General features: G+C 28.8%; 21 protein-coding genes and 1 other annotated feature. Of the genes, 1 reads left to right on the forward strand and 20 read right to left on the reverse strand.

The features are described from left to right. Window positions 1–104 precede the first annotated feature (104 nt). The 9 genes from GFJ41_RS15030 to purR all read right to left on the reverse strand — a co-directional run bounded on the left by GFJ41_RS15030 (window position 105) and on the right by purR (window position 11,004). On the reverse strand, window positions 105–1,100 hold the full coding sequence (locus tag GFJ41_RS15030) for a peptidylprolyl isomerase (RefSeq protein WP_170075757.1): 996 nt from the start codon (window positions 1,098–1,100) through the stop codon (window positions 105–107). Between the two features lie 22 nt (window positions 1,101–1,122). Further along, window positions 1,123–4,512: a transcription-repair coupling factor gene (gene mfd / locus GFJ41_RS15035; protein ID WP_170075758.1), complete on the reverse strand. Its 3,390-nt coding sequence runs from the start codon at window positions 4,510–4,512 to the stop codon at window positions 1,123–1,125. A gap of 20 nt (window positions 4,513–4,532) precedes the next feature. Beyond that, on the reverse strand, window positions 4,533–5,093 hold the full coding sequence (gene pth, locus GFJ41_RS15040) for an aminoacyl-tRNA hydrolase (protein ID WP_021430425.1): 561 nt from the start codon (window positions 5,091–5,093) through the stop codon (window positions 4,533–4,535). A 50-nt stretch (window positions 5,094–5,143) separates the two neighbouring features. Then, window positions 5,144–5,746, reverse strand: a complete 603-nt coding sequence (locus GFJ41_RS15045) for a prepilin peptidase (RefSeq protein WP_170075759.1) — start codon at window positions 5,744–5,746, stop codon at window positions 5,144–5,146. 47 nt (window positions 5,747–5,793) lie between these two features. After that, the gene (locus tag GFJ41_RS15050; protein WP_170075760.1) at window positions 5,794–6,855 is read right to left on the reverse strand and encodes a type IV pilus twitching motility protein PilT; all 1,062 of its coding nucleotides are present in this window, start codon (window positions 6,853–6,855) and stop codon (window positions 5,794–5,796) included. A gap of 184 nt (window positions 6,856–7,039) precedes the next feature. Continuing rightward, entirely contained in the window at window positions 7,040–7,990 is a 951-nt protein-coding gene (locus GFJ41_RS15055; protein WP_021430390.1) for a ribose-phosphate diphosphokinase, read from the reverse strand. Between the two features lie 94 nt (window positions 7,991–8,084). Beyond that, complete coding sequence (gene glmU / locus GFJ41_RS15060) at window positions 8,085–9,452, reverse strand: bifunctional UDP-N-acetylglucosamine diphosphorylase/glucosamine-1-phosphate N-acetyltransferase GlmU (RefSeq protein WP_170075761.1); 1,368 nt, start codon at window positions 9,450–9,452, stop codon at window positions 8,085–8,087. A gap of 209 nt (window positions 9,453–9,661) precedes the next feature. Then, window positions 9,662–9,940 carry a septation regulator SpoVG gene (gene spoVG, locus GFJ41_RS15065; RefSeq protein WP_021430398.1) on the reverse strand — a complete coding sequence of 93 codons (279 nt, stop codon included), beginning with the start codon at window positions 9,938–9,940 and terminating at the stop codon, window positions 9,662–9,664. A 176-nt stretch (window positions 9,941–10,116) separates the two neighbouring features. Continuing rightward, complete coding sequence (purR, locus tag GFJ41_RS15070; RefSeq protein ID WP_035118368.1) at window positions 10,117–11,004, reverse strand: pur operon repressor; 888 nt, start codon at window positions 11,002–11,004, stop codon at window positions 10,117–10,119. A gap of 224 nt (window positions 11,005–11,228) precedes the next feature. Here purR and murC point away from each other — a divergent pair, with 224 nt between their 5' ends. Next, entirely contained in the window at window positions 11,229–12,581 is a 1,353-nt protein-coding gene (gene murC, locus GFJ41_RS15075; protein ID WP_035118370.1) for a UDP-N-acetylmuramate--L-alanine ligase, read from the forward strand. A 26-nt stretch (window positions 12,582–12,607) separates the two neighbouring features. On the opposite strand, the gene GFJ41_RS15080 is transcribed toward murC, so the two are convergent. From GFJ41_RS15080 to GFJ41_RS15130, 11 genes are all read right to left on the reverse strand, one after another. Continuing rightward, complete coding sequence (locus GFJ41_RS15080; RefSeq protein ID WP_021430418.1) at window positions 12,608–13,402, reverse strand: hypothetical protein; 795 nt, start codon at window positions 13,400–13,402, stop codon at window positions 12,608–12,610. 108 nt (window positions 13,403–13,510) lie between these two features. Continuing rightward, window positions 13,511–14,407, reverse strand: a complete 897-nt coding sequence (locus GFJ41_RS15085; RefSeq protein WP_170075762.1) for a cation diffusion facilitator family transporter — start codon at window positions 14,405–14,407, stop codon at window positions 13,511–13,513. A 184-nt stretch (window positions 14,408–14,591) separates the two neighbouring features. Beyond that, complete coding sequence (locus GFJ41_RS15090; RefSeq protein ID WP_021430353.1) at window positions 14,592–15,707, reverse strand: M20/M25/M40 family metallo-hydrolase; 1,116 nt, start codon at window positions 15,705–15,707, stop codon at window positions 14,592–14,594. A gap of 93 nt (window positions 15,708–15,800) precedes the next feature. After that, a complete protein-coding gene (locus GFJ41_RS15095) occupies window positions 15,801–16,916 on the reverse strand; it encodes a hypothetical protein (protein WP_025162041.1) in 1,116 nt (371 codons plus the stop codon). A 70-nt stretch (window positions 16,917–16,986) separates the two neighbouring features. Further along, complete coding sequence (gene rsmA / locus GFJ41_RS15100) at window positions 16,987–17,856, reverse strand: 16S rRNA (adenine(1518)-N(6)/adenine(1519)-N(6))-dimethyltransferase RsmA (RefSeq protein WP_170075763.1); 870 nt, start codon at window positions 17,854–17,856, stop codon at window positions 16,987–16,989. 27 nt (window positions 17,857–17,883) lie between these two features. Next, window positions 17,884–18,414 carry a ribonuclease M5 gene (rnmV, locus tag GFJ41_RS15105; RefSeq protein ID WP_021430389.1) on the reverse strand — a complete coding sequence of 177 codons (531 nt, stop codon included), beginning with the start codon at window positions 18,412–18,414 and terminating at the stop codon, window positions 17,884–17,886. Between the two features lie 144 nt (window positions 18,415–18,558). Then, the gene (locus tag GFJ41_RS15110; protein WP_170075764.1) at window positions 18,559–19,329 is read right to left on the reverse strand and encodes a TatD family hydrolase; all 771 of its coding nucleotides are present in this window, start codon (window positions 19,327–19,329) and stop codon (window positions 18,559–18,561) included. Between the two features lie 12 nt (window positions 19,330–19,341). Then, a complete protein-coding gene (gene metG, locus GFJ41_RS15115; protein ID WP_170075765.1) occupies window positions 19,342–21,276 on the reverse strand; it encodes a methionine--tRNA ligase in 1,935 nt (644 codons plus the stop codon). Window positions 21,277–21,331: 55 nt separating this feature from the next. Beyond that, window positions 21,332–21,571 (reverse strand) — a binding site (T-box leader). Between the two features lie 130 nt (window positions 21,572–21,701). Further along, window positions 21,702–22,424 carry an amino acid ABC transporter ATP-binding protein gene (locus tag GFJ41_RS15120; RefSeq protein WP_035118382.1) on the reverse strand — a complete coding sequence of 241 codons (723 nt, stop codon included), beginning with the start codon at window positions 22,422–22,424 and terminating at the stop codon, window positions 21,702–21,704. Window positions 22,425–22,439: 15 nt separating this feature from the next. Next, window positions 22,440–23,159, reverse strand: a complete 720-nt coding sequence (locus tag GFJ41_RS15125) for an amino acid ABC transporter permease (protein ID WP_021430356.1) — start codon at window positions 23,157–23,159, stop codon at window positions 22,440–22,442. 17 nt (window positions 23,160–23,176) lie between these two features. Next, window positions 23,177–23,986: a transporter substrate-binding domain-containing protein gene (locus tag GFJ41_RS15130; RefSeq protein WP_170075766.1), complete on the reverse strand. Its 810-nt coding sequence runs from the start codon at window positions 23,984–23,986 to the stop codon at window positions 23,177–23,179. Between the last annotated feature and the right edge of the window lie 201 nt (window positions 23,987–24,187).

Here is a 24,187-nt window from a genome sequence, read left to right on the forward strand (position 1 = left end):
ATCAGATTAATACCTCCATTAGTAACTTTGAACTTATTTTTACCAACGTTAAGAAAAATATACAAAAAAAACCTATACCATTATAATAATGGTATAGGTTTTTTTTATATGTTAATTTTTAGAGCTTCTTTTTCATTTGTTTCAACGTCTGCCTTATCTGTTAACTGTTTAACTTTTTCAGTATATTTTTGATATAGTAAGTTTTGTTTTATATTATCTTTAACTTCATCAAATGTATATTCTTTATACTTTTTATCAGTTACTTTTATTATATGATATCCATATTGAGTTTTTACTACATTAGATATATCACCTTTATCCATTGCAAATGCAGCTTTTTCAAATTCTGGAACCATTTGACCTTTTGAGAAGAATCCTAAATCTCCACCTTTAGCTGCAGAACCTTTATCATCTGAATTTTCTTTAGCAAGTTTAGCAAAATCTCCTCCTGACTTAACTTTTTCATAAAGATCGTCAGCTTTTTTCTTAGCTTCTTTCTGTTTTTCATCTGAAAGAGGTTTATTAGTTTTTTGGTCAACTGTTGATATTAATATATGAGATGCTCTAACTTCATCATCTACATAATTGTTTTTATTTTCTTCATAGTACTTTTTCATTTCAGCTTCACTTATTTTTGTGTTTTTATCAAAGTTATTTTTAAAATTTTGTATAGTTATATCTTTTTCTAATTGAGCTTTTAAAAATTCATCATCGATACCATTATCTTTTAAGAATTTTTCATAATCTTTATCTTGTTTTACACTTTCTTTTAATTGCTTAAATTGTTTATCAACCTCTGATTGTTTAGCTTCTAATTTATCTTTTTTTGCTTGTTGATATATAACTTGCTCTTGTACCATTTGTTGTAAAATAGCTTTTTTCATTTCATCTTTGTATTTTACACCCTCTTTAATTTCTTGGTTCCATAAATCTTTACCATACATTTTAGAAATAGATTCTTTATAAGTCTCAACTGTTTTTTTATAATCAGATGCAGTTATTTCAACTCCATTTACGACTGCTACAGGCTTTTCATTACCACATGCAGTCATCGCTACCCCTAAAAGAACTACCATTATTAACGATATTATTTTTTTCAATTTCAACATCCTCTCTAATTTTTTATTTTTTTGAATTACACATTTGCTCAAGTATGTTTTCTAATTCTAAAATTATCTTATATCCATTTTTTTCCTTAGTTTTGTATCTAGTTTGTGGTAAAAGAATAATTTCATCTTTTGCCATTCTAACTTTTTCTATACCTAACTTTTTACATAATGTTTTCATGTACGCAATAGACATAAGTGCATTTACAGATTTCGGAATATCAGAGAACCTATCCTCTAACTCATCTTTTATATCATTTAAATCTTCTTCATTTTCTATAGAAGCAATTTTTTTGTACATTTCAATTTTTATAATTTCATCTTCTATATAGCTATCAGGAATATATGCATTTACAGGTAAATCTATTTCTACATCTATTTCTTCCTCTACTATTTCTCCTTTTACCTTTCTTATTGCATCATTTAACATTTTAACATATAAATCATATCCAATAACAGCCATATGTCCATGTTGTTGTGGTCCTAGTATATTTCCTGCTCCTCTAATTTCTAAGTCTCTCATAGCAATTTTAAACCCTGATCCAAACTCAGTAAACTCTTTGATGGCTTTTAATCTTTTTTCTGCAATTTCACTTAAAACTTTATCCTTTTCATACATAAAGTAAGCATATCCTTGCCTATTACTTCTTCCAACTCTACCCCTTAGCTGATATAGTTGAGCTAATCCCATCTTATCAGCATCATAAACTATCATGGTATTAGCGTTAGATATATCCATCCCAGTTTCTATTATAGTTGTACATACAAGAACATTGTATTCTTTATTTAAAAATCCTAATATAATATTTTCTAACTCTTTACCAGTCATCCTTCCATGAGCAACAGCTATTTTAGCATCTGGAACTAATTTTTGAATCATACTGGCCATTTCATCTATTCTTTCAACTCTATTATATACAAAAAATACTTGACCATCCCTAGCGATTTCTCTTTCTATCTCATCTTGTATTATACTCTCTTTACCTTCTACAACATATGTTATAACTGGATATCTCTCTTGAGGTGGTTCTTCTATAACACTCATATCTCTTATTCCACTTAGAGACATGTGTAAAGTTCTAGGTATAGGTGTTGCTGATAATGTTAAAACATCTACTGTTGATTTTATCTTTTTTAAAGATTCCTTATGTTTTACCCCAAATCTTTGTTCTTCATCAATTACCACTAATCCTAAATTAGGAAGATCTATATCTTTAGATATTATTCTGTGAGTTCCTATGATTACGTCTACCAATCCTTTTCTAGCATCCTCAATTATTTGTTTTTGCTCTTTTGGAGTCTTAAATCTACTTAATACCTCAACTCTTATAGGGTAATTTTCAAACCTAGCTCTAAACGTATTGTAATGCTGCTGAGCAAGTATTGTAGTAGGAACTAATACTGCAACTTGTTTTTGGTCCATACAAGCCTTAAAAATAGCTCTTATAGCCACTTCTGTCTTTCCGTAACCAACATCACCGCATATAAGTCTATCCATTACTTTGTTAGACTCCATATCCTTTTTAGTTTCTTCTATAGCTTTTATTTGGTCATCTGTTTCTTGATACGGGAATAAAGTTTCAAATTCACCTTGCCATAAAGTATCTTTGCTAAACTTGTATCCTTTTATTTTTTCTCTTCTTGCATATAGTTCTACTAAATCTTTGGTCATGTCTTCTATTTCTTTTTTTACTTTAGCTTTAGCCTTTGACCATTCATTGCTACCAAGTTTATTTAATTTAATTTTTTCTGTATCTGAACCTATAAACTTCTGTATCTTATCCATTTGGTCTATAGGTACATATAAATTATCTCCACCTTGATATACAACTCTCATATAATCTTTTTTTACACCATTCACACTTAGTTGATCTATACCTACATATCTACCAACCCCGCTGTTTTCATGTACAACATAGTCTCCTACATTTAAATCTAAGAAACTTTCTATCTTTTGGCCTTTATTAGATTTTTTAGTTTTCACTGTTTTAGCTCTTTTGTTTGAGCCTATCATTTCTTTATCGGTTATAACATCAAATTTTATAGACTTATATTGGAAACCTGACGTTATATTACCTACAACTATAACAATTTGTGATGATTGAATATCTATATCTCTTTTTCTAGATAAAATACTTTCTGTTCCTAAATTTAATAGTTCCTTGTTTAATTTTTTAGCTCTATCATATGTGTTAGTCGCTAAAAGAATTTTATGTCCATTATATTTTAATCTATTTAATTCTTCTGCTAGAATGTCTATCTTTCCATTAAAAGTAGGTATTTCTCTACTTTCAAAATTAACTATACTTCCTATGTTGAATTCCTTAACAGCTTTAGTTAATAGCATATTTAATATCAATTTTTTCTCTTCTACTAAATATTCTAAATCTGAATAATGATAAAGAAGCTTACCTTGTTCTTTTAAAGCTAATCCTCTTTCTAGATTTAGCTTATAATTTTCTTTAAACTCTGATGTGTAATTTTCACATCTTTCTTTCAAACGAGATAAGTCATTTATAAATACTATTGCATCTTCTTTTAAGTAAGTAAAAATGCTTTTGTTTTCTTCCTCATACATATAATCTATATAATTTTCTACACCTTCAAAATACGTTTTACTCGCTATATTATCTAAACTTTTATATACATCGTCATCCGTAAATTTATGAGTATCTTTTTTTATTTTATCAATAGTAGAATTTACACCCTCAGGATATATAAATTCCCTTGATGGTGTTATTGTGCATTTTTTTATTTTCTTTATAGATTTTTGAGTAAAAACATCAAAAGTTCTTATAGATTCAATTTCATCATCAAATAGTTCTATACGTATAGGTGTATCATATTCTAAAGAGAATATATCTATTATTCCACCTCTCACACTGAACTGTCCAAACCCTTCTATTTTAGATACTCTTTCATATCCTAGAGAAACTAGCTTTTTTGATAATTCATCTAAATCTACTACATCGCCTATTTTATAGGTAAAAATATTTTCCTTTAAAATATCTTTAGGTATATACTTTCTAAGAATAGCTTCTGCAGATGTAACTATAATTGTATTTTCTCTGCTTATCATCTTTAAAAGTACTTTTAATTTCTTTGCTTCTTCATTTCTATCCTTTGCATCTAAATGATAAAAGTAGATATCTTGTGAACTTAAATAATCCACTTTATCCTTCATATAAAAACATAAATCTTCATATACTTTTTTAGCTTCTAAATCAGTATTTGCAACATATAAAATTTGCTTCTTTAAATCACTAAATATAGAGTAAGCTATATTGGATTTCTGAGCTTGTAATAATCCATTTACAAGCAATGCGCTTTTATTATTTTCAATATTATTTATTATGTCTTTATATTCTTTAGAATTTTGCAAAGGAGATATAAAAATATCAGACATATTCAAATCCCCCTTATAACCTAACCATTATATTTATTCATTGCTAGATCTATATTTTCTCTAATCATGCAATCAACAGATTTAGCAGCTTTTTCTAAGCCATCTTGAATATCTTCTGACTCTTCTTTTCTAAATCTAGATAACACAAAATCTGCTAAATCCTGTCCTGGTCTTGGCTTTGATACTCCAACTCTAATTCTTGGAAACTCATTAGTCCCTAAGCATTTTAATATAGATCTCATTCCATTATGAGTTCCGCCACTACCTTTTTTTCTTATTCTTATTTTTCCAACATCTAAGTCTATGTCATCATATATAACAACTATGTTTTCTGAATCTACTTTATAGTAATTATATATATCAATTAAAGTTTCTCCACTTAAATTCATGTACGTTTGTGGTTTTACCAATAAAACTTTTTCAGCTCCTACTCTACCTTCACCTATAAGGGCCTTATGTTTTATTTTCGTTACGCTTATACCATATTCCTTTGCCAAAATATCTATAACATTAAATCCAACGTTATGTCTTGTGTTTTCATATTGTTTTCCTGGGTTTCCTAATCCTACTATTACATACATTTTCATTCCTCCTTATATCTTGTTTCAATTTAAAACTTACTTTAAAATTTTTATATTAGTAACATACTGTTTTGTTCTAAAAATATCACAGCCAATGTACCCAAAGAAATCCATGGCGCAAGAGGAACATACGATCCTACACGCTTCTTTTTCGTAATCAACATATACATACCATATATACCCCCAATTATAAAAGATATAGGTATTATATATATGCACTTTTCTATTCCTATACAAAAACAGCACAAAGCATAGACTCCTATATCTCCTGAGCCTACACCTTTCGTTATTTTTACCACTATATACGGAATCATAAATCCAAATATCAATCCCATCAAATGATCTATTATTATTCCTCTTGTTATCAATATAATAAATCCTTGAACTATTATACCACTAATCGTAGTTATATCGTATATATACATTGTATAATAGTCCACTATAGATATCACGATTAAAAACCCTATTAGTATTGAGTACATTATAAATTCTTTACTTAATCCTAGTTTCACGTATAACATATAGATAATTATAGGTATTATAACATATAAAAAGATTTTTATTTTATTATCTTTTAAATCAATTTTAAATACCTCACCTAAAAAAAATATTATTATTTGTACCATTAATAAACTCATTAATATTATTTTCATCATAATTTAAGTACTAATAGCAGGATATTTTAATTATTAACATCTTGCTAAAATTCTAATCCAATTAATCGTTTCGTATATTCTAAATCTATACATCTATTTATTACACTTTCTTTTGAAATTTCCCTTCTTTTAAATAAATTTACTAAATCTTGATCCATAAGTTGCATTCCATTTTTAGATCCAGTTTGTATAATATTTGAAATCTGATGAGTTTTTGAATCTCTTATTAAGTTTTTTATAGCGGATGTAGATACCATTACCTCAGTAGCCGCCACCATACCTTCATTGTTTATATTAGGTATAAGTTGTTGTGAAATTATACCCTCACATACACTTGATAGTTGCATCCTAATTTGATTTTGTTGATTAGCTTGAAACATATCTATAATTCTATCTATTGTTTGAGCTGCTCCAATTGTATGTAATGTTGAAAAAACTAAATGTCCAGTTTCTGCTGCTGTTAAAGCTGTAGCTAATGTTTCTTCATCTCTAATCTCTCCTATAAGAATAACATCTGGATCTTGCCTAAGAACTGATTTTAATCCAGATTTAAAATTTTTTGTATCTTTACCTATTTCCCTTTGAGATATAATACTGTTTTTTCTATTGTAAATGTACTCTATTGGATCTTCTAGTGTTATTATGTGTTTTTGAAAATTTTTATTAATAGAGTCTAATATACTTGCTAATGTTGTGCTTTTTCCACTTCCCGTTGGACCTGTAACTAAAACTAACCCATTTTCTTTCTTTGCAAATTCTTTTATAACATTGGGTAATCCTAATGTTCCAAGATCAGGAATTTTGGAATTTATTATTCTTGCAGCAATTGCATAACTATCTTGTTGTTTATATATATTAACTCTAAATCTATATAAGTTCTTTATTGAGATAGAAAAATCATATTCTCCTAATTCTTTAATCTCATTAAATTTTTGAATCCCTATTAATTCATTAGCCATTTTTTCAGTATCTGACTTGCTTAATAATTCATTTGAAATTTTTATAAACTTTCCATTCACTCTAGCTATCGGTTCGCATTTAGAATTTATATGTACATCTGAGGCTCCTAAATCACTAGCGTTTATTAAAATATCGAATATATCCATAATCTACCTCCTACGATTTATTTGCATCTCTTTTAAGATTATTCCTATATTGAGTTCAGATATACAAATATTTTCCTAGGAAATATATAAAAATTAGATAAAATTTAAAATGTTATCTTAAGATTGAAGCAAAAAAAGAGTTCATTTATAAATAAATGAACTCTTTTTTTATTTAATTTTAATATTAAAATAATTGACTTACTGATTCATTAGCAAATATTTTCTTTATTGCGTCTCCAAATAAAGAAGCTACACTTTTCACTTTTATCTTGTCAATTTTCTTTTCTTCAGGAAGTTGTATAGTATCAAGTACTATTAACTCACTTATAGCTGAATTCTCTATTCTTTCTATAGCTGGACCTGATAAAACTCCGTGTGTACAACATGCATATACATCTTTTGCCCCAAATTCTTTAAGAGCATTAGCTGCATTTACTATTGTACCTGCTGTATCTATCATGTCATCTAATAATATAACATTCTTACCCTTAACCTCACCGATTATATTCATAACCTCACATACATTCGCTTTTGGTCTTCTCTTATCTATTATTGCTATCGGAACATCTCCGTTTAAAGTATTGGCAAACTTTCTAGATCTTGTAACACTTCCTAAGTCTGGTGAAACTACTACTAAGTCTTCTATTTCTTTTGTGTTGAAATAGTCAGCTAATATTGTTCCACCTTGTAAGTGATCTAATGGTATATCAAAATATCCTTGTATTTGTGCCGCATGTAAATCCATAGTTAAAACTCTATCTGCTCCTGCTGCAGTTATTAAGTTTGCAACTAATTTAGCTGTAATTGGATCTCTAGCCTTAGCCTTTCTGTCTTGTCTTGCGTATCCATAGTATGGTATAACAGCAGTTACTCTACCTGCAGATGCTCTTCTTAATGCATCTATCATTATTAATAGCTCCATTAAGTTATCATTTACTGGGCTATTAGTTGATTGTATTACGAAAACATCACAACCTCTTACTGTTTCACTTATATTTACAGATATTTCTCCATCGCTAAATGTCCCAACTTCGCATTTTGCCATTGGTACACCTATGTAATCAGCTACTTTTTGAGCTAACTCTTTCGACGCATTTCCTGCAAGTATTTTAATTTCGCTTCCGCTAGTATTCATAATTACCTCCCGAAAATTTTGTTAAAGAAAATATTATATTTAAACGCAGGTATAGACTAGGCTATATCTGCGTTATAGCCTTGTTTATATGAATTTATTTCTTAAGGTTCTTCTTTTCTACCCAACCTTCTTTTATAACTTGTCTTTCTCTAGCTATTGCCAATGCTCCTTGTGGAACATCATCCGTTATAGTAGATCCTGTAGCTATATATCCATTTTCTTCTACTACAACTGGAGCTACTAAGTTAGAGTTTGATCCTATAAAAGCTCCATCTTTTACAACTGACTTAAATTTATTTTTACCGTCATAGTTTACAAATACTGTTCCGCAACCTATATTAACATTTTTTCCTACATGTGCATCTCCTATGTAAGCTAGGTGAGATGCCTTAGAATTATCTTCTATTGTAGCATTTTTAACTTCTACGAAATCTCCCACTTTTACATTATTACCTATATTACTCTTAGGTCTTAAGTATGCATAAGGTCCAACTGTAGTATTATTGCCAACTTTACTATCTATTATCGTAGAATTTTCTACTTCTGTTCCATCACCTATTGTTGAATTTGATATAGAAGTATTCATTCCAATTTTACAATTACTTCCTATTTTTGTATTTCCTTTTAACATAGCTCCTGGATATACAATTGTATCATTTCCAATTTCTACATCTGATTCTATATATGTGCTATTTATATCTATTATAGTTACACCATTCACCATGTGCATAGTGTTTATTCTTCTTCTCATTATTTCTTCAGCTTTAGATAATTCAACTCTTGAGTTTACACCCATAAGTTCTTCTATTGTAGCTCCGTTAAATGCTCCTACTTTAAGATTATTATTTCTCATTATTTCTACTGTATCAGTTAAATAATATTCTCCTTGAGCATTATTATTGTCTATTTTAGAAAGAGCATCTTTTAAGCTTTTTCCGTTAAAACAATAAATTCCTGAATTTATCTCATTTACTAACTTTTCTTCTTCGTTAGCATCTTTTTGTTCAACTATTTTTAATAAGTCTTGTTTTTCATCTCTTATTATTCTTCCATAACCTGTTGGATTTTCTACTTTAGTAGTTAATACAGTAGCATGATATCCATTATCTAAGTGATATTTGAATAGATTTTCTAATGTATCTGAATTTACTAAAGGAGTATCTCCACATAAAACAACTATAGTATCATTTTCTGATATGTGCTCATTTGCCATCATAACAGCATGACCTGTTCCTAATTGTTCAGTTTGCATAGCTATTTTAGTATCAGTAGGTAATACATCTTTAACTACCTCACTTCCATGACCTAAAATCGCAACAATTTCATTAACCCCTGACTTTTTAGATACATTGACAACGTGGTTTACCATCTCTTTCCCACATACCTTGTGAACTACTTTTGGCAAACTTGATTTCATTCTTGTTCCTTTTCCTGCCGCAAGGATTATTGCCTTAAAATTCATAAACCCACTCCATTTCAATCTTTTTTAATTTTGAATAAATTTATATATGATGTGTAAATATTTTATTTTGTATACAATTTCCTAATTCTATTAACTAATATACCATTTTTGAAGTAAAAAGTACATATTATTCAAATAAAAAAGAGCCTAAAATTCGGCTCTTTAAGAAATATATTCGAAAATATATCTTATTTTAGTTCTTCTTTTTACTATTCAGCAGCTACTTCTAATTGAGAAATTGCTTCTTGATATGCTTTTAAAACTTCTTCTTCTAACATTTGTCTCATTTCAGCATTTATAGGGTGAGCTATATCTCTGAAGTTTCCTTCACCTATTTTTCTACTTGGCATAGCTATAAATAATCCATTGTGCCCCTCTATAACCTTTATATCATGTACCACAAATAAATTATCGAAAGTTAATGAAACTATACACTTCATTTTCCCCTCATCAGTTAATTTTCTTACTCTAACGTCAGTGATTTTCATTTTACTAATATCCCCCTTTTAGTTTTGACAAATTTAATTTGAACATTAAAAAATCTTTTTTTATTTATAATATATTAATTCTATCAAATTGCTAAATTTCCTCTATTATTTCAGAAAAATTTTTTTATTTTTTTACCTTTTTTTTATTTGATAGAAATTTACCCTTAAAATTTATATTATTCTTCTAATTTATCAATTTCACTTTGTTCTTCTACAGTTTCTCCCACTTCAGCTGTAGACCAATATTCTTCCCTAAAAGTTTGTAAATTAGGTTTAACGCTTACAACTTCATTATTAACTACATCTATTTCTATTAAAGATATATAATCTTCGACCATTTTTTGCGTTGGATTAGTAGTAGATATGAATACTCCCCTTCCTATAACTTCCGCTCCAAACTCATTCATAAGTTGCATCATACCTTTTATAGTTCCTCCGCCCCTCATAAAGTCATCTATTAATATAACTTTGCTTCCTGGCTTAACAGCTTTTCTCGGTAAACTCATGCTTTCTACTTTAGAAGAACTATTTCCACTTACATATGTCATGCTAAGTGTCGGACCTTCTGATACTTTAGTGTCTTTTCTTATTATCACTAAAGGTAAATTCATAGCTTTTGCTGTCATAAGAGCCATAGGTATTCCTTTTGTCTCCATAGTAACAACGTAGTCAGCTTGTGAATAATCTATATTTGATGCAAATATTTTACCAATCTTAGACGCTATTCTAGGATCGTATATTAAATCTATAAGATATAAAAATCCTCCTGAAAGAATTCTAGATGGATCTTTTATTTCTTCACATAGGTTTAATAAAAATTCTTCATTTTCTGATTTTGATGTTTTTGGAATATATTTAACTCCACCAGCGGCTCCTGATATAGTTATTACTTGTCCTAATTCTAGCTTTTCAAAAACATTTTTAACAACTATTAAATCTTCACTTATAGTTGATTTAGCCGAATTAAATTTTGATGTGAAATAGCTTAAAGTAAATATTTTATTAGGATTATCTGATAGTATTTTAACTATCGCTCCTATACGCTCCGTTCTTTTAAACTTCATATATAATACCTCCTGTCCCTGAAACCTATGTATTTAAACTTGTTAATGCATATTTTTTTCCAATATGTTATAATATTTGTTATGTTTTATTTGAAATTTAATATATTAATGTATAGAAATATTTTATAATTTTAGTTTGCTTAAAATATTGAACATTATACTATTATATCACAAACATAGTTCTTATTGTAGAACTTTTAATTTATTAGAAAGGTGGTTTCAATATGAACATATTCTTTATAGGTGTTGGCGGTATAAGCATGAGTGCTCTAGCTAAAATATGCCTAAATAAAGGTTATAATGTTTTCGGTTCAGATTCTACAGAGTCATATCTATTAGATGATTTACGTTCTCAAGGAGCAACAATATATGTTGGCCATAAAAAAGAGCATATAACTGATAATATAGATATGGTAGTATATACTGCTGCTGTTAAATCTGACAATGAGGAATTAATCGCTGCTAAAGAAAAAAATAAATTAACAATAAATAGAGCTGCATTTTTAGGTCAAATAATGAGGGAGTATCAAAATGCTATAGCAATCTCTGGTACTCACGGGAAAACATCGACAACTTCGATGCTATCTGCAATTTTTGAATACGCGGATCTTGACCCTACGATATTAGTTGGAGGAAACCTTAGTATTATAGGTGGAAATGTTAAAATAGGTAAATCTGAGAACTTCATAACTGAAGCTTGTGAGTATGTTGACAGTTTCCTAAACTTCAATCCTAAAATTTCAGTAGTACTTAATATAGAAGAAGATCATTTAGATTACTTCTCTGGAATCGATGAAATAAAAGCATCTTTCAATAAGTTTGGTAAATTATTACCTTATGATGGATACTTTATAATCAATGGAGATGACGAAAATACTAAAGATATACTTCATGAAATAAAAGCTACTGTTATAAAATACGGTCAAAATGAAGGAAATAATGCTTTAATAAAAGATGTTAGATTTGACGAAAACGGATACGGAATATTCAACATTAACTATAATGGAAACAACTTAGGAGAGTTCAAACTTTCTGTTCCTGGTGTTCACAATATATATAATGCTACTGGTGCTATAATAGCAGCTTTAGTTTCTGGTGTAGATTTAGAGACTATAAGAAAAAATATTGCATTATATGGAGGAGTTGGAAGAAGATTTGAAGTTAAAGGTAAATATAAAAATGCTTTAGTTGTAGATGACTACGCTCATCATCCAACAGAATTAAAGGCAACTTTATCTGCTGCTAAGAAAATTAAAAAGAATAAGTTATGGTGTATATTCCAACCTCATACTTATACAAGAACTAAATCTTTATTAAATGAGTTTTCAGATGCATTCTATGCTGCTGATAAAGTTATAATAACAGATATATACGCTGCTCGTGAAAAAGATCCTGGTGATATACATTCTAAAGATTTAGTAGATAAGTTATATCAAAATAATGTTGATGTACTATACCTAAGTGAATTTGAAGATATTGCTAATTATCTTGCTGAAAATGTAGTTGAAGATGATTTAGTTATAACTGCAGGCGCTGGTACAGTTTATAAAATCGGCGAAATGCTTCTTAATAAATAAAAAACTAGGGCTAAGCCCTAGTTTTTTTATTTACTTCCAATCTTAAATATATCATTTTTTAAATATTCATATAATCCATCATGAACTTCATAATATGCAGTTGCTTTATCTGATGTTATTTTAACATAGTCGTTACCCATTGTTTCTAGTGTAGTAGAATAACCATCACCATGAATTTTAATAGTAAAGTTATATTCACTTCTTTCTTTACTCTTTTCTGGTTGAATTTTCCCAACTAGTCTCTTTACAGATATTTTATAAGCTAAATCATCATATTTCCATTTCCATGGTTTTTTTACTTCATCTTTGTATATTATCTCTACACTATCCCAAGTTTTATATTTTTTTACAGAATCTATAGATGTATATATACTTTCTTGAAGCAATTTATCAAATGCTTGTTTTTCTGATACCGGAATTTTATAAAACTCTTCTTTATTTACTGTGTAAATTCTAAAATAATCTAAATCTGTAGAAAATCTAATTCCATTATCCATGTAAGCTTCATATTTACTTTCGTAATTACTAGGCTTTCTAACTTCTTTAAACTTTGTAGAGAAAAACTTTATTTGGTCCCAGTAATCTTTTTCTATCCTTACATCTTTTAATTTATCATCTGAAATATATACAGTGTCAGTCTCTTTCATTTGAGAAATTAAAGTTTTATTATCGGATTCTGTACTTTTATCTTGAACTTTAACAGGTTCACTACTTTCTTGTTGTTTTGAGAAATAAATATATGTACCCGCATATACAACGAAAAAAACAATCATCCCTATAAGTATGATTACGCGCTTTTTTATTTTTCTTTTCTTTGCCATAAAAGCTCCCCCCTATATAATTACGATTTTATTATACTATAAAATTCACAAACTAAAAAGCACTACAATTTAATCATAGTGCTTTTTTATTATTTTTTAAAATTTTCATTATTTTTTACATGAATTTCCTGGGCAATTTATACATGGTTCTACATGGACTGTTATCCCTTTGACAAACTGCATGTCTTTTATTATCCTTTTTTCTAATTTAGTGGCAATTTCATGCCCTTCATATACAGTTAAGTCTTTATTTACACATATAGTTAAATCTACATATGCAGTTGCACCATGTTTTCTTGTTCTAATTTCACCTAAGTTAATTACGCCCTGTGTTCCTTCAGCTATACTTATAATTTGTTTTTCTTCTTCTGTATCAATAGAATAATCCATAAGTTCATTTGCTGAATCTTTTAATATATCAAATCCAACCTTTGCAACAAATAGCGCAACTACTATAGAAGCGACAGGATCTAATGCTTTAAAACCTAACATAGCTCCTCCTATACCTATAAATGCTGCTATAGATGAAAGAGCATCTGATCTATGATGCCATGCATCTGCTTTTAATGATGGTGAATTAATTTTTTGAGCTATTTTTATTGTTATTCTGTATTGATACTCTTTTATAGCTACAGATATAACTGATACTACTAATGGCAACGCTGTTGGTATTTGAACACTATTTAAATTAAATAGTGATTTTAATGCATCAAATCCTATTTTTAATGATACCACTATTAATAATATAGAAAGTAAAAAAGATACTAATGTCTCGGCTTTTTCATGTCCATAATTATGATTTTCATCATTTGGAGCATTAGCTATTTTATTCCCTATTAAAACTCCTACCGAGCTAATAATATCAGATGCTGAATGTAATCCATCTGCTATCATAGCATTAGATTTACCTACTATACCTGCAAATATTTTTATAAAAGTTAAAATAACATTCCATACTATAGATTTTATTGTTACCTTATTTGCTTCATCATACCTTGTTTCCACTTAATTTCCCTCCTTTTAATACTATCTTTTATTTTACTATCCATTTTTATTCACATTTAAACTTATATTAAATATTAAGTGCAATAAATTATGGTTATAATTCAATATTAATTATCATTTATCTTTAAAATGAAAAATCACCCAACAAATGTTGGGCGATCTTTATATTATATCATATATTTGATTAAGCTTCTTTAATTATTTCTAATACTGCTCTTGAAGAATTTATTATATCTTCTATAGCTATATATTCTTCTAATGTATGAGCATTTTTCATACCTATTCCTAAGTTTACAGCTTTTACGCCATTTCCATTTAATACGTTAGTGTCACTTCCTCCACCTGTTGCTGCTGTATAAGCTTCTATTCCTAAGTTAGAGAATGCTTTTTTAGCAAGTTCTACTATTTCTTCATTATCATCCATTTTGAATGGTGCATAACATCTAGTTACTTTAGCTGTTACTTCTGCTCCCATAGCTTCTCCTGCTTTTTTAAATTCTTCTACCATATGATTAGTTTGAGCTTCTAATTTAGCTACTTCTAAACTTCTAGCTTCTGCAACTATTTCAAGTTCTGGCATAACTATGTTAGTAGCTATTCCTCCATTAACTATACCTATATTTGCAGTAGTTTCCTCATCTATTCTTAATAACTTCATATTTTCTATAGCCTTAGAAGCTACCATTATAGCACTTACTCCATTTTCTGGCTGTAATCCTGCATGTGCTGGCTTACCTTTTATAGTTATTTCTATTTTATCTTGAGCTGGAGCTTTTGTTATTATTTCTCCTGGAGATCCACCACTATCTAAAACAAATGCAAAATCTGGGCTTACTTTAGAATAATCTAAGTATTGAGCTCCAAATAATCCACCTTCTTCCCATATAGAGAATACTACTTCTATATCAGCGTGGTCTATATTGTTTTCTTGTATAACTCTTAAAGCTTCTAATATAGCTGCTATACCAGCTTTATCGTCAGAACCTAAAACTGTAGTTCCGTCACTTTTTATTATTCCAGTAGCTTCATCTATTATAGGTTTTATTCCTTCTCCTGGGCTAACTGTATCCATGTGAGAACTGAATAAAATAGTTTTACCTTCTCTGTTTCCTTTTAATTTAGCTATTACATTTCCTGTTTCTCCGCCAACTTTTGTTCCAGCTTCATCTATACAAACTTCGCATCCTATAGCTTCTAATTTTTCTACTAAAGCCTTTGCAACTTTACCTTCTTTAGCTGAAGGACTATCTATTTTTACTAATTCAATGAATTCGTCTATTAATCTTTTTTTGTTTATCATCTTAAATTTCCTCCTTGGTATATGTGATATATACATTGTAATTTATATTGGTAGTTTTTTCAAGAGAAAACGATATTTTTAAACTAGTGCCAATTATTTTACAATTTTTCTAGTTCTAGAATCTACAAGACATATCCAGTATCCTAGTTTATCACTTCTATCATCGCAAGGTTTATACATATCAAATCCCGTATGGCCTTGATCAGGCTGTTCATTTTTATTTCCCGGAATTGCATATATATAATTTTTACGTTTATTATATTCATCATATTGAACACCAAATAAATAGTGTCTATATCTATAAGCCTGTAAAACTATATCACTATACATAGTATAATTTAGAGTATTTACATATCCTAAATAAGGCATTGTATAACCACACATAGTCATTGGTGTTATTTCTATTTTCCACCATCTAGTATTGTCAAAACTTTCATTTACAAATGGTTTTACCTCTTTAAACATCTTTAATCCTTTTTTTATTTGTCTAGGCATTAATAAGTTTCTTATTTTAGTTGTTTCGACTTCTTCATATTCTATATTTTCATTTACTTGTTTTATATCCTCAACTTGTTTGCTATATTTACTTTGCTTTTGAATTTGTTTTTGATTTCTATGATTATTATTATTAGGAGTATACTCTTGTTTAGGCTCTACATACTCTTCTACATCTTCTTGCTCATCTTCATATTCATCATCTTCTACTTCTATATACTCTAAATATTCGTATTCATATTCGCTGTCTTCGTCTTCTACATCAATATACTCAACTTCTTCATATTCATATTCATCATCTTCTATTTCTTCATATTCTCCGTATTCTTCATTTTCAGCAAATATAAGTTCTTCATAGTTTTCTAATTTGCTTCCTTTAAAGCCTATTAAAGGAATACTTTTTTCATATGTTAAAGCTATAGATTTAATATTTGAAGTATTTTCATCTAAACTTAAAGCAAATTCCCCTTTTCCTTGCTCGCTTAAAACTATATTTCCTAAATCTACAGTATTATAATCTTCTAATATCGCAACTACTTTATATCCTTCTCTAACATATTTTAAGTTTTCTACATAAAGAGCAACTAGTGATTTGTCTTCTGTCACTTCAACTTTTGCAAAAGCTTTAGGTAAAACTCTGTCTTTATATCTGAAATTCATATCCTTGGCTTCTAAAATTATATAATCTCTTTTATATTTCTTTTTAGTACTCAAAGTTATCCCCCCTATAAAAAATATAAATCCCTCTAAACATTATATGTTTGGACATGCAAAAAAGTACCTTCTATTTAGAAGGTACTTTTTTATTTATACAGTTTGCAAGATTTGCAAATTCTTCGATAGATAGAGTTTCACCTCTTCTTTTCTCATCTATATTTGCTTCTTGTAAAACTTCTCTTATTTCATCTTTATCTAAAAACCCTAAAGTTCCTAGTGCATTTAATAATGTTTTTCTTCTTTGCCCAAATGCTGCTTTTACAGTTTTGAAGAATACTTCTTCACTGTCTACTTTGTACTTTTTCTCTTCTCTTACATGAAGACCTATTACTGTCGAATCAACATTTGGTTGAGGTATAAACATATGTCTAGGTGCTTTTGCTACAATTTCTGTATCACAATAATATTGAACTGCTATAGATAATGCTCCATAATCTTTAGTTCCAGGACCTGCATTCATTCTATCTGCAACTTCTTTTTGAACCATAACTACTATATCTGTTACAGGTATGTCTTCTTCTAAAAACTTCATTACTATTGGAGTTGTAATATAATATGGAAGATTTGCAACAAGCTTAACTGGTCCTCCACTTAATTTTTCATTTACTAATCCTTGTACATCTACTTTTAATATATCTTGGTTTACAACCTCTATATTTTCAAATTCATCTAAGGTATCTTTAAGTATAGGAATTAAAGTTTTATCTATTTCTATAGCAACTACTTTATCTGCAACTTTTCCCATTTCACGAGTAAGAGTTCCTATTCCCGGTCCTACCTCTATTATTTTGTCGCCTTCAGAAAGTCTGGCTCCATCTAATATTTTATCTATTACATTATCATCTATTAAAAAGTTTTGCCCTAATGACTTAGAAAACTTAAATCCATGTTTATCTACTACTTCTTTGGTTTTTCTATGTGACGAAAGTCTATCCATATTTTTCTCCTTTTACCTATCTAGTTTTTATAGAGTCTCTAAAGATTTTTCAAATTCTTCTCTACTAACTCCATAATTATTTAGTCTATTTAAAAATTGTTTTGCATTTCCGTATCCTATACCAAGTATCATTCCTAGCTTATCTCTTCTATGCGATGCATCATCACTTCCTATAAGCCCATTTCTTATTAAGTCTACTTGTCCGAATTCATCTCTTTTATCTGTACTTTCAGTTCTTACCTTCTCAAGAGCTCTTCTTATACTTTCTGGAGTTGCATTTTCAATACCTATGTCTCCATTTTTTTTAGCTTCTTCTCTTGGTAAAAATGCATGTTTACATCCTGGAACTTCTGCAGCTATCTTCTTTCTTATTTTTTCACCAGCAAAATCTGGATCAGTAAATATTATTACTCCTCTTCTTTCTTGTGCAGCTTTTATTCTTTCCATAACTCCTTTAGGAAATCCAAATCCACCTGTAGTTATTAATTCTGCATCTAATGCTCTTTTTACAGCAGTTACATCGTCTCTTCCTTCTACTACTATTATTTCCTTTATCATCTAATCACCTTTTCGCTCATTTTACTTAATATCTTTATATTTTAAGCGTTATGCTAAATTTTATCAAGGCTACAAATCAGATTGTCCCTTAATTTAAATATTTTTATACAAAATAAAGGGATGTCTTAGACACCCCCTTTATCTTTATTTTATATTGAAAAATCTTTTAGCATTTTCTTTTGTAACTTCACAAACCTGCTCATATGAAATTCCTTTTTCTTGAGCTATTTTATCAGCTACAAATTGAACTAAAGAAGGATCATTTCTTTTTCCTCTATGTGGTTCTGGAGCCATATATGGAGAATCAGTCTCTATAAGTAAATACTCAAGAGGTATTTCTCTAACAACTTCTCTAGTTTTTTTGTTATTTTTAAATGTTACAGTTCCTGGTATAGATATTAAACATCCCATTTTAATATATTCTTTAGCAAGTTCTACATTCCCGCTATAACAATGAAGAACACATCCTATTTCAGAACTTTTTGTGTTTTTTATTATTTCAAATGTATCTCCATGTGCATCTCTATCATGAATTATTATAGGCAATTTAAGTTCATTAGCTAGTTCTATTTGTCTTTTAAACCATTCCTTTTGAGTTTCTCTTGGAGAGTTATCATAATAGTAATCTAAACCAATCTCACCTATAGCTTTTACTTTTTCATTTTGAGTAGCAAGTTTTCTTAATGTTTCTATATCACCTTCGTTCATTTCACCTACATCATGAGGATGAACTCCAACTGCAGCATATATAAAATCATATTTATTAGCTAATTCTACACTGCTTTTAGATGTTTCTATACAAGCTCCTGGATTTAAAACTAAATCTACGCCTTTATTTTTAAGCGAGTTTATTAATTCTTCTCTATCTTCATCAAATCTTTCATCATTTAAATGTGCATGTGAGTCAAATAACATTTTGTCATCTCCTTATCTAACTTCGCAACCGTCTTTAGCTCCTTCTGTGAATGGTACGACTAAATCATCTCCATTATCTCCTGCAGCTAATATCATTCCTTGTGATTCTACCCCTCTTAATTTAACAGGTTTTAAATTACATACTACTGTAACTTCTTTTCCTATTAAATCTTCTGGCTTATACCACTTAGCTATTCCTGAAACTATTTGTCTTGTTTCTGGACCTACTTTTACTTGTGATACTAAAAGTCTATCTGCTTTTGGATGTTTTTCACAGCTTATAATTTTACCTATTCTAAGCTCAATTTTATCTAAATCATCTATAGATATTTCTGGTTTATGTTCTAATGGTGCTTCTACTTCTTCTTTTTTCTCTGAAAATAATTCTTGTAGTTCTTCTACTTCTTTTTCTATATCTAATCTTGGGAATAATGCATTTCCTTTTTCAACTTTTGTATTTTCTTTTATTAATCCAAAAGTTTTAGTACTTTCCCAAGTAGTTAAACTCTCATCATTTATTCCTAATTGTCCATATATCTTTTTAGCAGTATCGTTCATCATTGGATTTATAAGAGTTGCTACTATTCTTATAGATTCACATAAATTATATAACACTACATCTAATTCATCTTTTTTAGCTTCATCTTTAGCTAAAGCCCATGGCATAGTTTCATCTATATATTTATTAGTTCTTCTTATTAATTTCCAAGCTGATTCTAAAGCTTCATTAAATTGAAGTTTATTCATTTCTATTTCAAAGTTTTCAACTGAATTTTTAGCTGTTTCTTTTAAACTATCATCAAACTCAGTACTTACTTTTGGCATTGGTATTATTCCTTCGTTATACTTCTCAACCATAGAAACAGTTCTACTTACTAGGTTTCCTAAATCATTTGCTAAATCTGAATTAAGTCTAGTTACAAAGTTTTTGTGAGTATAGTTACCATCTTGACCAAATGCAAATTCTCTTAATAAGAAGTATTTAAGAGCATCTACTCCATATCTTTCTATCATTTGTTCTGGGTATACTATATTTCCTTTAGATTTACTCATTTTGTCGTTATCAAATAATATCCACCCATGACCATATACTTGTGTAGGCATCTCTTCACCTAAAGCCATTAATATAGCTGGCCATATTATAGTATGGAATCTCATTATTTCTTTTCCTACTATATGAACATTAGCTGGCCAATACTTCTTGTATTCAGAATCATCTTCACTCATATATCCTAATGCTGTTATATAGTTACATAACGCATCTACCCAAACATATATAACGTGTTTTTCATCAAAAGGAACTTTAATTCCCCAATCAAAAGTAGTTCTAGTTACACATAAGTCTTCTAACCCTTTATCTAAGAAGTTTGCAACCATTTCATTTTTTCTAGATACAGGGAAACAGAAGTTAGGATCTGCAAATAACTCTCTTAATCTATCTTCATATTTAGATAGTTTAAAGAAATATGCCTCCTCTTTCGCTATATAAGTATCTCTTCCACAGTCAGGACACTTATTTCCTTCTAATAATTGAGATTCTGTCCAGAAACTTTCACAAGGAGTACAGTATCTTCCTTCATAAGATCCTTTATATATATCACCTTGCTCATATAACTTAGTGAATATTTTTTGTATTATAACTTCATGTCTTTCTTGAGTTGTTCTTATGAAATCATCATAAGATATATCCATAGTTTTCCATAGTTTTTGTATATCTGCTATCATTCCATCAAGGTACTCTATTTCTGTCATTCCCTTTTCTTTAGCAGTTTTTTGTATTTTTTCACCGTGCTCATCTGTTCCTGTTAAGAATTTTACATCGTATCCACAGAAACGTTTAAATCTTGCTATTGCATCTGCTGCAACAGTTGTGTAAGTATGTCCTATATGTAAATTACCACTTGGGTAATATATAGGAGTTGTAACGTAAAAAGTTGGTTTTGTCATATATATTTTCCTCCTCATTTTCTATATAAATAAAAAACTCGCCTCCTATGATATACATAGGGGCGAGGTTATATTCGCGGTACCACCCTAACTTTATCTAATAAAAAATATTATATTAGATATCTCAAAAGACGATAACGAGTCCATCCGTTTTATCTTAAAAATAGATATTAATCTACTATTCGGATAAAATAGCTCCAAGACCATATTCAATAACTCTTTTAACACTAGCTTTCACCTTATCTAGCTCTCTGTAGGAAAAATCATTATTTACTCATCTCTTCATAGCTTAATTAGTTATTATATTTAACATAAAGTATATGTTATATTCATTGTTTTTGTTAATATTTTTGTATAACTTATTAAGCTTAATTTTATTAAATTTACTACATTATGTCAATGTAATTTTCCTATATTGCTATGTTTTATATAACTTTATCAAAGAATTGTTTAGCTCTTATATTTTTTGTATTTTCAAATACATCTTTAGGTGTACCCTCTTCTAGGATATACCCTCCATCCATAAATACAACTTTGCTTGCAACTTCTTTAGCAAATCCAATTTCATGAGTTACAACAGCCATAGTCATTCCCTCATCTGCAAGTTCTTTCATAACATCTAAAACCTCTTTAACCATCTCTGGGTCAAGCGCAGACGTAGGTTCGTCAAATAGTAAAACTTCCGGTTTCATGGCTAACGCTCTAGCAATTGCTATTCTCTGTTTTTGCCCTCCTGATAATTGAGATGGATATGCATCTTTTTTATCTAATAATCCAACTCTGTCTAACAAGTTTAAAGCATCTTCAATAGCTTCATCTTTATTTATTTTTTTTAATTTAATAGGTGCTATAATTATATTTTCTAGTACTGTCATATTTGGAAATAAGTTAAAATTTTGAAACACCATACCTATATTTTCTCTCATCTTATTAACATCACATTTTTTATCTAGTATATTTTGATTATTAAAAATAATTTCTCCGTTATTTGGTTTTTCTAATAAGTTTAAACATCTTAACAACGTACTCTTTCCAGATCCACTTGGCCCTAAAATAGCTACTATTTCTCCTTTTTTTATATCTAAATTTATATCTTTTAATACTTCTAATTTACCAAATTTTTTCTTTATATTCTTTACTTGGATCATAATTTAACCTCCTTATTAAGCATTAGTAGTTTTGAAAATTTTAAAAGCAGATTTTGATTCTCTTACACTTTTATTTTCAAGTTTTAATTCAAATAATCCAACTAATTTAGATAGTGTAAATGTAAGTACAAAATAAATCATAGCTGCTACTAATAACGGCTCAAATGCTAAATAAGTGTTTCCTTTGACTATATCTGCACTATACATTAAATCTTGTATTCCTATTACAGAAACTATTGAAGATTCTTTTACCAAAACAATAAATTCATTTGCTAAAGCTGGAAGTACATTTTTCAATGCTTGAGGAATAATTACTAATCTCATACTAGTCGAGTAATCAAATCCTAATGATCTACTAGCTTCCATTTGTCCTTTATCTACTGATTGTATTCCTGATCTAAGAATTTCCGCTATATATGCACTTGAGTTAATAGAAAGTGCAACTATCGCTGATATATACTCAGATGGTATAGGACCTACATCCGGAAATTTTATTCCTATTGTAGGGAATCCAAAGTAAATTATATATATTTGAACAAGTAAAGGAGTTCCTCTTAAAAATTCTATATATATTGAACCTAAAATACTAAAAATTTTATTTCTTGAAATTCTTGCCATACACACTATTACTCCAACTAAAAATCCTAAAATTAGTGTGCATATCGATATTCCAATTGTAATTTTCGTTCCATCTATAAAAAACTGTGAATAATCACTTAAAAAACTAAAATCCATTATAATTTACCTCCTATTTATTGCGCTAATTGAGTAGCTTTTTGAACAAACTCTTCTATTTTGTTTTTAGATTTTAATTCATCTAATGTTTTATTTACTTGATCTACTAAAGTTTTATCTTGAGATTTATCTATAGCTATAGCTGATCCTTCACCTTGATTTTGGCCTAAATTTACATTTGATTCTACAAGATCAGGATATTGTTTTAAGTATCCACTTATAGCTTCTTTACTTACTACAGCTGCATCAACATTATTATTTTCTAACTCTAAAATTACATCTGATATTTTCCCTAAAGATTTTATATTCTTAGTTTTTATAACATCCTTAGCTATAGTTTCTTGTAAACTAGCTTTTTGTACAGCTATATTTGAACTTTTTAAATCTTCAATATTTTTATATTTATCTTTATTAGAGTCTTTTACTAAAATAGTATGTTCTCCGTTGTAATATACATTAGAAAAATTAACAGCTTTTTTTCTTTCCTCTGTTGGACTCATCCCTGCAATTACCATATCTGCGTTTCCTGATTTAATTGCCCCTAATAGACCATCAAACTTCATATCTTTAATTTCTAACTTTACACCTAAATCTTTTGCTATTTCTTCTGCTATCATCATTTCAAATCCTACTATGGTATCTTTTCCATCCACTTTTTTATGGAACTCATACGGAGGGTAATCTGCACTTGTAGCTACCGTTAGTACTCCTTTATCTTTGATTGATTGCAATTGACTTTTATCCTCTTTTGATGATGAACATCCTACTACACCTAAAGTTAAAACTCCTATTAATCCTGTAAACACTACTTTTTTTAATATTTTCATTATAATACCTCCCAATTAATAATTATTAGTAATTGATAATACATAGTTACTTTTGTTATAATTCTTTCCTTAATTGTCCACTTAAGCATAAAAAAAGCCCCTTAGCAAAATGCTAAGAGACGAAATTATCCGTGGTACCACTCTCATTGATAAGTTAATCAAATATATGCTAATACAAATATAATTCATTATATTAAAAAA

The sequence above is a fragment of the Paraclostridium dentum genome, from assembly GCF_012922555.1.
GTDB classification, from domain to species: domain Bacteria; phylum Bacillota; class Clostridia; order Peptostreptococcales; family Peptostreptococcaceae; genus Paraclostridium; species Paraclostridium dentum.